A 12,310-nucleotide genomic window follows, 5' to 3' on the forward strand; every position below is an offset into this window, starting at 1 on the left:
GCATTCGCCGGCCGCCGTTTACTCTTCGATCAGGAAGCGGTCACGATTCTTCCCTGCCAGCCAGCCAGGAGCGCGGCCTCGGCCGCTCCACGTCTCGCCGGTCTTTGGGTTGCGATACTTGGGTGGAAGAGCCGGTTTACGCACTGCCGAACGCTTCTTGCTCGAAAAGCCAAGTTCTTCGGCGGTAATGCCGTATTCGGCTATCTTCTCCTTGATATTCGCAATGGCCTGCATGACTTCCTTGTCGCGGGCAAGTGACATTTCCTTGTGAAGCTTTTCGAGTTGCGCAGTCAGCTGCTTATATGTGGCCATCGAGCATCGTCTCCTTTCAGTGTCGAGTACGGCAGTGTGACCGTACCAGACACAAAAAGTGCCGGGTAGCCTGTATTGCCCCGATAAGGAAATGAAATTAGCGCTTGTGCGCTCGCGCCTCGAGCGCTTTCAATGCTTCGCTGAGCTTCTTGACGCGGTCTGCCTGCGCCGGGACCAGCACCGCGCCAGACACCGAATTGATGCGATTTCGCCAATAAGACAACGGAATACCGTCATTCGGCGAAATGCGTGAAATTATCCGTTCCAGGTGCTCTATGTCCTTTTCGATCTGATCGTGATTCATCGCCTTCCCCGTATTGTCGGTATGTCGAGTCGCCCGTCAATTCCGCGAGCGGCTTCGCGGGAATTCGGCTTTGGCGTTTCACGAGCTTTATTCTTTTAAAGACTTCTTTCCGGTATTGCGTGAAACCGCACGGCGGCGCGATGTTATTTGCATCGTCGCCGCAAACGACTGCAAACCACTATAAGGCTTCCAGTGCACCGGTGTCCGTTGCCCGCCGCACGGAAATGTGAGGTAGGTCGCGACTCGTAACCGGTAAGAATGCCGCATCGAAAGAGACCGGAGCGGCGGCGTGCGCCCGCCCGACTAAAAGAGAACTGCAACGGGAAATAAATAAGCTATCTGTCAGCTTATGCCCGCCGACTGATTCAGGAATCGCCTTTTTCTGACTTGAGCGGCAATCAGAATCGCGATAAATCAAAGGACCACAACCGATTTACCGCTTCCGGCACTTCAGAGCCGCTTCCAGTTATTTGCGCTTGCACGCATACAGCAGATTGCGGACACCGCCTTCGACCGTCTGACGGACCACTTCATACCCGCCGCCTTCGCAACTCGCAGCCGCCTGCTGCTCGCAGGAATCCGAGCCGACCGGACATTGGACAAGCGTCGTCGGGCTACCGTCTGATGCAAACAACGGTGCGCTGCTACCACAGCCGGCCAGGGCGGCAACCGCCGCCAGCGCCGCGATCGCTCTCGCCGCGTGAAGCGGACGGAACGCCCGGGCCGCGCGCACCACTGCAAAGACCTGACTATGTTTCATAGGCAACCCCGATTGGACCTTTTGTTTTTGACTCCGCGATTGTGCCATGTGGCCGCTACATTGCGTCATTGCGCATCGCTCGCGCCAGCTGGCTGGTCGGGCGCGGCAAGCGTCTTGTACGGAAGGGGCATACGGGCGCTCGAGCCGATCCGGATAAAGACCTGTTCGACGTCCGGAATCGCTTCGAGTTGCCGGCGCAGCGCCTGCCGATCGAACGACGCCGGCGCGCAGCCCTCCGCGTAAACGAAACGGCGTTGCACGGTAATCCACAGGCTGGCGCCGTCAAACGTGTGAGGATTGTTCAGACGCGCGCGAATCGCGTCGGCGATTGGTTGATCGTACATATAGGAATTGGGCTTCGTGCATTTGTGCGCAAGCCAGCAAGTCGTGCCGCGCTCGACCCGATAATGCGCGTCGTCTTCCATCTGCGCGCGGGTCATCAACGGACCCAGCGGAACTGGACAATCCGTCATTGAATGCGAAAGTTCGAAGAACGGATCGTTGAACCAGTTCTTACGTTCGACTGCACCGGCCGCGGACGACGCGTGCTGTTGCGCATATGACGGTTGTGCGTGGCACAGCCAGGTCGCGGCCACCAGCAGCGCTGCTGCTATGCCTACCTCGTGAACCTTTCGGATAGCTGAAGGTGCCATGCGATGCTCCTCGTTCCGGCCGTGGCCGATCACACGTCGATACCGTATGCCGCGATCTTTTTATAAAGTGTGGCGCGTCCGATGCCGATTTTGTCCGCGGTCTGCGCGACATGTCCACCACATGCGCGCAATGCTTCGTTGAGGTAGCGCCTTTCGAATTCCGCCATCGCGTCCGCCCACGGTTGCACGGACGGCGACGGGGTTGGCTTGTCCGTTGCCTCACTGGTTGCTTCATCCGTTGCGACTACCCGCGCGGACCCGCGAAACGCAAGCACTTCACGTGTACCCTGCTCCGCCGCGGCGCGCTGTGCAGGGCCGATAAACCGTGCGAGTACCCGCGCGTCGATCCGCTCGCTATCCGACAGCATCACCGCGCGCTCGAGCGTGTTGCGCAACTCGCGCACATTGCCCGGCCACGCGTACGAACGCAAACATTGCAGCGCGTCGTCCTGAAGCTGGAAATGGCGGCCGCCGTGGGATTGCATCGCCAGGTCTTCGAGAATCACGTACGCGAGCGCCTCGACATCGGACAATCGTTCGCGCAGCGGCGGCGCATCGATCGTCAGCACGTTAAGGCGATAGAACAGATCGGCCCGAAAACGCCCGGCGGCAACAAGCGCGCCCAAATCCGCCGACGTCGCCGCGATGATCCGCACGTCCGCGCGCATGATCCGGTTCGAGCCGGGCGGCTCAAACTCGCCGTCCTGCAGCACCCGCAACAGTTTGCCTTGGAGCGGAATCGGCATATCGCCGATCTCATCGAGAAACAGCGTGCCGCCGTCCGCCAGTTCGAATTTGCCGACACACCCGTTGCGATCGGCGCCGGTGTGCGCACCGGCCGCCGCGCCAAACAATTCGACTTCGAGCCGCGTATCCGGGATTGCGGCCACGTTGACGGTGACAAGCGGCTTGCCCGCACGTGGCGACGCGCCGTGAATCGCATGCGCGAGCAGTTCCTTGCCGGTGCCCGTCTCGCCGCGCAACAGCACCGGCGATTCGACCTGCGCCGCGCGGCGGGCGTCACGCTTCACAGCAAGACTCGCCGCGCTGCTGCCGACAAAGCTCGCGAACGTGTACTTCGCACGGCGCGCCTGTGCAAGCGACTGGCGCGTCGCGATCAATTCCTGCCGCACACGCGAGTAGTGCGAAAAGAGCGGTGTCAGCGCCTTCATTTCATCGAACAGCGCGAAGCCGACCGCGCCGATGGTCGTGCCTGCTTCGTCTTTCAGCGGCAGCCGTGTGACGACCAGCGGCTCGCGATCCGTTTCGAGAATGTCGAGCAGAATCGGTTTGCCGGTCGTGACAACCTCGCGCATCAGGCTATTCGGAATCACGGCCTCGCAATCGCGGCCGATCGCCTGCTGCGGGTCGGAGAACCCGAAGCGGGCTGCGTAGCGTTTGTTGATCCATACGACGCGCGCATCCGCATCGACGATAAAGGTGCCTTCGCTGAAGTTCTCGAAAGTGCGAAACAGCGAATCCATCGCCCTGCGCAGCACGTCGCTGTAGGTCGCGGGCATTGCGCTCCAGTCGTTCATCATGTTGCCGCCGTCTCCGATCTACCTTGTTCTATTGACTTCAAGTCCCACAATCAAGACCGATTGTCTCATTTTTGAGAATCGCTACACGACTGTAAATCGGTTATTCTCTTGAGCCTTACGAATCAATGCAGACCTTTGTCTCGATTTCGAGACAAACCACGGCAGTCTTCCGTCTGTGACAACACGGAGCCATGCCACGGGCCTCGCCACGCTGCGCTCGATGCAAATGGCACAGACCCCTGCATTAGCCGGCGCCCGCTGCGGCTCATCACCCCGACACGCAAGCAGATGCCGTAGAACAACCACGATTTGGAGACGCACTTGTCTTTTGTCATTGTCCTTGCCGCTCTGGCATTTTTGATGTTCGCCGCCTATCGCGGCTACAGCGTGATTCTCGTCGCACCGGTCGCCGCGCTCGGCGCAGTGCTGCTGACCGAACCCTCCGCGGTCGCGCCGGTCTTTTCCGGCATCTTTATGGAGAAGCTGGTCAGCTTCGTCAAACTTTATTTCCCGGTGTTTCTGCTGGGTGCGGTATTCGGCAAGGTGATCGAACTATCCGGATTCTCGGAGTCGATCGTCGCAGCGGCGATCCGCTATATCGGCAAGTCGCGCGCGAATGCGGTGATCGTTGCGGTGTGCGCGCTGCTGACCTACGGCGGCGTTTCGCTATTCGTCGTCGTGTTCGCGGTGTATCCATTCGCGGCGGAGTTGTACCGCCAGAGCAATATCCCAAAGCGGCTGATGCCGGGCGCGATAGCGCTGGGCGCGTTCTCCTTCACGATGGATTCGCTGCCCGGCACCCCGCAGATCCAGAACATCATCCCGACGACGTTCTTCAAGACCACAGCCTGGGCTGCGCCAGGACTCGGGATAGCCGGGTCGATCTTTATCGTCGTCGTTGGCCTGACGTTCCTCGAATGGCGACGTCGCTCCGCAATGGCCAAGGGCGAGGGCTACGGCACATCGTTGATCAACGAACCGGAGCGTGTCGAGACCTCGCAGTTGCCGCATCCTCTGCTCGCAATCGCACCGTTGGTTCTGGTCGGTGTCGCTAACTTTGCGCTGACGCGGTGGCTGCCGGAATGGTATGGCGCGTCGTACACGGTTGCTCCGGAGGTGTTGCCTGGCTTGCATACGCCGGTTAGCGTGACGGTCAAGGCGCTGGTCGCGATATGGGCGGTCCAGGGCGCGCTGCTGCTTGGCATTCTGCTCGTCGTGCTGACCGCATTTCGCCGCGTCAGCGAACGCTTTGCGAGCGGAACCAAAGCGGCGGTCGGGGGCGCGTTGCTCGCGTCGTTGAATACCGCTTCGGAATATGGCTTTGGCGGGGTGATTGCAGCATTGCCTGGGTTTATCGTCGTCAGCGATGCATTGAAGAGCATTCCGAATCCGCTCGTGAATGCCGCTGTTTCGGTCAGTTCGCTTGCCGGCATTACCGGCTCCGCGTCGGGCGGGATGAGTATCGCGCTCGCGGCGATGTCGGATCTGTTTATCAAGGGCGCGGAAGCTGCCCATATTCCGATGGAAGTGCTGCATCGCGTGGTGGCGATGGCAAGCGGCGGCATGGATACGCTGCCGCACAACGGCGCGGTGATTACGCTGCTGGCAGTGACCGGGTTGACGCACCGCGAGTCGTATCGCGACATCTTCGCGGTGACGGTGATCAAGACGTTGGCGGTGTTCTTTGTGATTGGGCTGTACTACGCGACGGGGTTGGTTTGATGCAGGCGCGCGCTATTGCGCGCGCTGGTCACGCGACCCGATGCCACGCCTTTGCGCCTTCTCACGAAAACAACAACCGATCGGCAGCTTTGCGCTTATCCGTCCAATCTTCTTTCCACCATGGCTCGTCGCCTCGCGCGCGTGGCGGCTTTTTCAGAACGAGCGGTTTGCCGTCCGCCTTCGCCTTATGGCGAGCAACGCGCCATTCATAGTGGTCGAAAAGCCGAAGCGCTTCGACCATATAAGCCGTGGCAACCCGCTGGTCCTCAAATACAAGAAGGTTCTCACCGTTGTCCTCGTCCGCGGTCGGTGAGAAATTGAAGGACCCCATGTACACGCGCGCGTTCGGTTTGTCGAAATCAGTGACGATGAATTTGTGATGCAGGCGAGTGCCGGAATTATCCGAGCTAAGGCTGCTTGGCTCGGCTTTGAACGGCAACGGTGTGTCCTTGTCGACGAGGTAGTCAGGTTTGACGACCGCCATATGGCCGTTAGCCAGTTTCAAGTCCAGACCGCCCAGTGCCCGGTCGGACATCCCGTAGACAAAGATATCGTCCCTTGCCTGCAGACCGGTGATCGCTTCTCGCAGGCTACCCTTGGACTCCCAGAGGAACGCGAGAGCGAACAGCACATTCGACTTCGTATACTGGGAAACATACGCACTCAGCGTATCGAGAACCGCGTTAGCCTTGCTGTGCGGTGAAAACGTTGCGGCGGCTTTTATATTCGGCAGATCGAGAGACTCCCATGGCTCAGTGGCGGAAGGCGATTTGCGGAAGTCCTTCGCGGAGGCCGCACTCCAATATGATTCGAATGCCTGGGTAAAAACCTCGGCCGCCTGTTCGCCCCGCACGACAACCGCATTGTTGGCCTGCACGTAAAGACCCCGCCAGCTGAAATTCGTCGACCCGCATAGCGCCGCCGGTGACCTCCCTCTGACAACAACCGTCTTGTTGTGTTGCAGATTTCCCATATGCTGCCGCTTAACCTGCGCGCCAGCTGACTTCAGTCTGGCCGCGGCCTTCGACTCAGGCGACCTGGCGCGATCGTGACCGCCCGTCGTGCTCTTGCTGTCGTCGATGACGATGCGCAAACGTGGCCCCAAGGTCTCCAATTTGGCGAGAATTTCCGGAACATTGAAATCGTACACAATGGCATCGACTTTGGCGGTCTTATCGCTAATGGCCTCGTCGAGTAAACCGATGATCGCCTCCTGAGCCTCGAAACCCATCCACGCTAGCGCTTTCGCTGCATCGGGATGAGTGGGCTTGAACGATAGGCCATCGTCGGGTTCGTCCGGAATCAACTCGTCGATTGTGTGATCGTCTTTCTGGTACCGGTCCACGAACGCTTGAGACGATACGAATCCACGCGTAAAAGCAACGTTGAGTTCATCCGCGTAGGTGTCGATGCCAAGATCGATGTCTGCTTCCTGCGCTTCACCGTAACTGAGCTTGCCGTCGGCGTCCATAAAGACGGGCTCGACCTTATAGCGGAATGTGCCTGCATTTTCGGCATGAAACGGAAAGTGAACCCATCGGAACTTCTGGATCGGTGCAACCTTGGTCGACGCGAGGTCCTCGCTCGGCTGGCCTTTCCGATAGTCAAAGCCCAAGCGATTCTTGAGCTCGAAAGGCTTGCTACCGCCAGGTTCAAGATAAGAAATGAACCACCCGACGAAGTTGTCGGGGGGCTCCCCATTTCGCCAGTTCATCGCGATAAGGACCATGCTTTCGCCGCGATGCAGTTTCAATGTGAACGATGCACGGGCATTGTTGCCCTCCGACACAAACGGAGCTGACATCGTTCTTCTCCCATTCGAAGTAACGCCGAAAGGCTGCGGAAACAGGTGGCGAGCGCCACCTGTGAGAGTTCAACGCAGCAGATCGATGCGTCTGTTCGGTAACGCACAGCAGCGACATGGGAGACGCTGCGCTGCATGCGCGTTGCATTCAACCCATCACTTCGCAAACCGGATATCAAGCGAACGAAGGTACGTCTGCAATCCAGCATCCTGAATCGGGATCACGTAACCGTTTTCGCCCGACTCGTTGAAGTGCGCATGCCAATATCCCGGAGGCGTGACGAACACCATGCCCGGCTCCCAATCGACGCGTTCCGGCTTCACGATGTTGCCGTTGTCGTCGAGTTCCGTACCGACCAGCGTATAACATCCAGGCTTGCAATCCGAGATGAAGTCCAGCGCGATCGACTGATGACGGTGTGGCTTTTGCATCGTCTTTGGCGCGACGACGCCGAACATCGCCCACAGCGTGTGCGTCACAGTGCGCGTCTGTGGAAAATTCGCATTGCCGAGCAGAATGCTGACACGGTTACGCTGGCCCGCTCCTTTGGCGTGCGATACCTTCGCGAGTTCCTCCTGAGCACGCGAAGCGGGGTAGTGTGTCGGCTTGAACCGCTGGCCGTGCACGCTCGCGCCCATATAGCCAAGCAGCGGCGCGTCGTTCACATAGTAGAGACGCGCGGTCGATTCAGCCGCGATCTCCAACGTCACGCCGCCCGGAAACGTGAAGAAGTCCCCCTTCCCAAACCGGAATGCAGACTCGCCTTGCGACGCGATACCCGTGCCGTCGACCACGTAGAAGACGAGCGACGTCGCATTCGGTGCGAGCGCAACCTTTTCATTCCTGATCACACGGATAAAGTTCGCCGACAACCCAGGGCCAGTAGCGGGCCCTTCGCAGCCCAGTTCCGCGGAAAGATCGAGCGGAACGACCCTTGTCTCCCCGCTGTTATAGAGCGACGCGGAAAACGAACGATACGGCACGCGCGAGATGAGCTTCGCGCCGATCGGATTCGCCGACGACGTGTACTCGAAGTATTGTGCGTCTTCGGTCACATCCGACGCGCTTAACTGCAAATTCGAAAGCTTGGTCTTGTCGAGCATCGTAATCTCCTTGAATGGTGGACTCGATAGCGAAGCCGGTGTGTCGGGTGAATTCGCGCTCAGCACCGGCGCCTGACGACCACTATAAGAAGACACAGCCTTGGGCAGAACGCCCCTCAACGCGAATCAGCTTTGCACAACGGGGACAACCGGAATCGGATTGAGCGCGCACGGCGGATGACACAGGGCCGCGCGAATGCATTGATGCAATGACCCGCACGAAAGAATTTGCGCTGATTTAAACGAAGAAGAGAAGGTGATGAAGAGAAAAAATGGAATCAGCGGGCGCGCCGAACCGCGCCCGCGATTAAACCACTTGCGGTTTGCTTTCGCTGAAACAACGGGATTAACCGTTACCGCCGTGGAACAGCGTCAACTTGTTCGATACCGACGTCACACCCTGTACCGAACGAGCGACCTCTTCCGCCTGGGTGATCTGCGATCCGTCCTTGACGCTACCGCTCAGCGTCACCGCGCCGCCGCGAGCCTTGACGAACACTCCAGACACATCAAAGCCAGGCGTTTTGCTCAACGCGCGCCGGACCGCTTTCGCGAGCGCCCGGTCGGCCTGTTTCGACGACTGAGGCGCCGCCTGCGCAGCGGGCGCCGCCTCGTTCTGTGCCAATGCAGGTGAAGTTGCGACAGCCATGCCGGCCGCCAGCAACAACGCTTTAATCATCATTTGTTTCATGATTGCCTCCGCGCTGCACGTCGCTTCCCTGTTACGGCCGGGACGTTCAGAATGTAGGCCATCTGGAAGAAATGCGCAAAGAAGCCGTCGGCAGCCCTGCTGCATAAGGAATCAACGCGGCAACCCGGCTCGCTTGCCACGCGCGTGCGCGTTTCAGCGAACGCTAAACACCGCCACCTGTCGCGCGAGCTCCTGCGACTGCTGATCGAGCGCCTGCGCCGCAGCACTGGCCTGCTCGACCAACGCGGCGTTTTGCTGCGTGATCGAATCCATCAGACTGATCGCCGTGTCGACCTGTTCGATGCCCGTGCGTTGCTCGAGCGCAGCCGCGACGATTTCGTTCATCACAAGTGCAAAGCGCTGCACACCGTCGAGCACGTGATGCATCGCCTGCTCGGCCTCGGTGGCGAGCACTGTGCCATCCGCCGCCGCACTCACCGAATCGGCGACCAGTTCGCCAATCTGCTTCGCGGCTGACGACGAATGCTGTGCGAGCGCACGCACTTCCGCCGCGACGACCGCAAATCCGCGGCCGTGCTCGCCGGCGCGCGCCGCTTCCACGGCAGCATTCAACGCAAGAATATTCGTCTGAAACGCGATGCCATCGATGATGCCGGTGATATCCGCAATCTTGCGCGAGCTCACGTCGATACGGCTCATTGTGCCGGTCATGCGCCCGATGACCGCGCTGCTGCCTTGCGCAGCCATCGACGCATCGTCGGCAAGACCGCGTGCCTGTTGCGCGTGCTCCGCATTCTGCTTGACGGTCGCGGTCAACTCGCTCATGCTCGCCGCGGTTTCTTCCAGCGATGCGGCCTGTTCCTCAGTGCGCGTCGACAGATCAAGCGTGCCCGCCGCTATTTCGCGCGTCGCCGTACCGATCGCTTCACAGCTGTCGCGCACCGCAGTGACCGTCTTTGATAGTTGCGTTTGCATCGTTTGCAATCCGGCCAGCAGTTGACCCATCTCGTCCGCACGAAGGTTGTCGATGTCGCGGCTCAGATCGCCAGCCGCAATTGCAGTGAAATGGCCAAGCGCTTCATCGAGCGGACGCATGATCGCGCGACGCAACGTCATCCAGCTAATCACAGCCGCCAGCAAACCCACCGCAATCAGCGCAGCCGATGCGACCAGAAACGTGCTGAAGTAATGCTCTGCCTCTTCGTAACGGTGTTGCGCATTGGTGTATAGCGTGCGCTTGAGCGCTTCGTCGGCCGTAGTCAGTTCGTTGAAGAGCGGACTCAGTTGCACCGTACCGATTTGATCCGCCGCCGCACGCTCGCCTTTCTTCAACGCATCCATAAACGCGAGCATCGCATTGCGCAGCGCCTCCCGATGCTGGTTCGCCGCTTCGATTAGCGGCGCTTCGCCAGGCTCGTGCGGCTGACCGACGAAACGGCGCCATGCATCGTCCGATTGCGCGAGGTATTCGGTCGCGCGTGCAATCTGACGCTGCGTGATGGCGTCGTCGACGTTCGCGGTAGCCGCGCCGAGCACGAGGCGCATCCGCGCGATCAACAGTTCCGCCGCGCCGATATTCATCGTGGCCGCGAGTTTGTTCTGGTACGTATCGCGGTTTGCGCGATTCGCCTTGTAACCGCCTTGCAGCCCGAATCCGCCAATCGCAAGCATCAGCGCGGCGAGTAGCGCAACAGTCAACGCAATGCGCGCTTGCAGCGAAAACGATTGGCGCTGTTTTGTCGCATATCGCGCGCGCGCACCATCCGCACCATCCGCACCATCCGCACCATGCGCACCGTCGAAACGCGGTGTAGCGACCGCGCTAGCGGCCAGAGCTTGCGTCATCGAATCAGATCCCCGTTTTGATATTGTTATGAATCGCCGAGCACCGAATTTCTCTGCATCGGTTCCACGGCTTTCGCGGCACCCGTGTTCTGTTGCGCGTGTTGCGCGCCAAACCGCACGCGGTACAGCAGCGAAAGCACCGCTGAAAATACCGCCGTCACCACGAACAGCAACGCAGCCGCATAGAAGAGTTCTGCGATTGGCAGATGCATCGACAGCAGCAGGCCACCGATCACAGGTCCCGACACTGAACCGATCTTACCGACCGAGATTGCGCTGCCCACACCCGCTGAGCGGAACGACGTCGGATAGATCATGCCGGCCACCGCATACAGACCGTATTGCGCGCCGACCACACAAAAGCCGGTCGCGAACACCGCGAGCATCAGCCACGCTTGCGATGTCGTGAAGCCAAGCGCCGCGGCAATCGGTGCGCCTAGCGCCGGCAGCGAGATGATCGCGAGCACGCCGTGGCGGTCGACGAAACGGCACAGAACCAGTCCGCCAATCACGCCGCCGACCGAGAACATCGTTGTGATCAGACCCGCGCCCTGCGGATTGATGCCGATGCCTTCCATCAGAATCGGCAGCCAGTTCTGCAGGAAGTAAAGCGTCATCGAGTTCACGATGAACACGATCCACAACAGTGGCGTGATGCCCGCGAGGCCATCGGAGAAAATCAGCTTCAGCACGAAGCGCTTCTTTTCAAGCACTTCACCGGCGACGAATTGCGCATTAGCGGGAATCTGCAATTCCGGCCGCAGACGCGCAACCAGCCGCCGCACCGCTTCGATGCCGCGCTGCCGGACGACGAGCAGCTTCACCGACTCGGGCAGCGTGAAGATCAGCAAGACCGCAACGAGCAGCGACCCGCCGCCACCGACGACAAACATCACCGGCCAGCCGTAATGCTGGATCAGCGACGACGAAACCAGCCCGCCCGAACCCGCGCCGATTGAAAAGCCGGAGAACATCAGCGTGACCCATGTCGCACGCAAGCGCTTCGGCGCGTATTCAGCCACCAGCGCAACCGAGTTCGGAATCACACCGCCCATGCCGATGCCGGCGATAAAGCGCAACAGCATCAGTTCGTTCAACGACGTGACCCACACCGATGCGAGCGTCAATGCGCCAAAAAACAGGCTGCCGGACACGATCGCCTTTTTCCGGCCGAACCGGTCGCCGATGTAGCCGAACACAAACGAGCCGATCAACGTGCCGAACAGACCCGCGCCGAACACCGGTCCGAACCCGCCGCGCGCGACATGCCATTCCTTGATGATGGCGGGCGCCGCGAACGACACGGCCGTCTGATCATAGCCATCCATCAGCATGATCATGAAACACCAGAACAACAGCCCGACGGCGAAGCGCCCCGTCTTTTGTTCTTCTACCAGTGTCGCGATATTGAATGTGCGGTCTGCTTGCATGTGCGTTCCATTTGCGTCGTCAGCGCAGCGCGCCGTCGCGCGCGTGCGTTGCCGTGTTCTCCTCATGCCTTCGTGGCTACCCGTTGCAGCGCCGCCGCCCGGGAGCCACAATATAAAGCTCGCTGTGCAGCGGCAGAATCAAAAAATAGCGATGAAGAGATAGAAAAAAGTGAATAAACCCGC

General features: G+C 59.8%; 11 protein-coding genes. 1 reads left to right on the forward strand and 10 read right to left on the reverse strand.

Features of this window, described 5'->3' with window-relative positions:
- Nucleotides 1-18: 18 nt before the first annotated feature.
- The 5 genes from BX592_RS00325 to BX592_RS00345 form a co-directional block, all read right to left on the reverse strand.
- Nucleotides 19-312: an H-NS histone family protein gene (locus BX592_RS00325; protein ID WP_134189652.1), complete on the reverse strand. Its 294-nt coding sequence runs from the start codon at nt 310-312 to the stop codon at nt 19-21.
- Nucleotides 313-409: 97 nt separating this feature from the next.
- Nucleotides 410-616 carry a hypothetical protein gene (locus BX592_RS00330; protein ID WP_134189653.1) on the reverse strand — a complete coding sequence of 69 codons (207 nt, stop codon included), beginning with the start codon at nt 614-616 and terminating at the stop codon, nt 410-412.
- A gap of 466 nt (nt 617-1,082) precedes the next feature.
- Nucleotides 1,083-1,376: a hypothetical protein gene (locus tag BX592_RS00335; protein WP_243849227.1), complete on the reverse strand. Its 294-nt coding sequence runs from the start codon at nt 1,374-1,376 to the stop codon at nt 1,083-1,085.
- 65 nt (nt 1,377-1,441) lie between these two features.
- Nucleotides 1,442-2,029, reverse strand: a complete 588-nt coding sequence (locus BX592_RS00340) for a BON domain-containing protein (protein WP_243849228.1) — start codon at nt 2,027-2,029, stop codon at nt 1,442-1,444.
- A 29-nt stretch (nt 2,030-2,058) separates the two neighbouring features.
- The gene (locus tag BX592_RS00345; RefSeq protein WP_134189654.1) at nt 2,059-3,570 is read right to left on the reverse strand and encodes a sigma-54 interaction domain-containing protein; all 1,512 of its coding nucleotides are present in this window, start codon (nt 3,568-3,570) and stop codon (nt 2,059-2,061) included.
- A 321-nt stretch (nt 3,571-3,891) separates the two neighbouring features.
- Here BX592_RS00345 and BX592_RS00350 point away from each other — a divergent pair, with 321 nt between their 5' ends.
- A complete protein-coding gene (locus BX592_RS00350) occupies nt 3,892-5,292 on the forward strand; it encodes a GntP family permease (protein ID WP_134189655.1) in 1,401 nt (466 codons plus the stop codon).
- Nucleotides 5,293-5,353: 61 nt separating this feature from the next.
- Here the strand turns inward: BX592_RS00350 and BX592_RS00355 are convergent, their stop codons facing one another.
- From BX592_RS00355 to BX592_RS00375, 5 genes are all read right to left on the reverse strand, one after another.
- Nucleotides 5,354-7,096 (reverse strand): phospholipase D-like domain-containing protein, encoded by a 1,743-nt coding sequence (locus BX592_RS00355; RefSeq protein ID WP_134189656.1) that lies wholly within the window; start codon nt 7,094-7,096, stop codon nt 5,354-5,356.
- Between the two features lie 156 nt (nt 7,097-7,252).
- Entirely contained in the window at nt 7,253-8,200 is a 948-nt protein-coding gene (locus BX592_RS00360; RefSeq protein WP_134189657.1) for a cupin domain-containing protein, read from the reverse strand.
- Between the two features lie 346 nt (nt 8,201-8,546).
- On the reverse strand, nt 8,547-8,891 hold the full coding sequence (locus tag BX592_RS00365) for a BON domain-containing protein (protein ID WP_134189658.1): 345 nt from the start codon (nt 8,889-8,891) through the stop codon (nt 8,547-8,549).
- 153 nt (nt 8,892-9,044) lie between these two features.
- A complete protein-coding gene (locus tag BX592_RS00370) occupies nt 9,045-10,697 on the reverse strand; it encodes a methyl-accepting chemotaxis protein (RefSeq protein ID WP_134189659.1) in 1,653 nt (550 codons plus the stop codon).
- Nucleotides 10,698-10,723: 26 nt separating this feature from the next.
- Nucleotides 10,724-12,127, reverse strand: a complete 1,404-nt coding sequence (locus BX592_RS00375; protein WP_134189660.1) for an MFS transporter — start codon at nt 12,125-12,127, stop codon at nt 10,724-10,726.
- Nucleotides 12,128-12,310 lie beyond the last annotated feature (183 nt).

The sequence above is a fragment of the Paraburkholderia rhizosphaerae genome, assembly GCF_004366595.1.
In the GTDB taxonomy this organism is placed as follows: domain Bacteria; phylum Pseudomonadota; class Gammaproteobacteria; order Burkholderiales; family Burkholderiaceae; genus Paraburkholderia; species Paraburkholderia rhizosphaerae.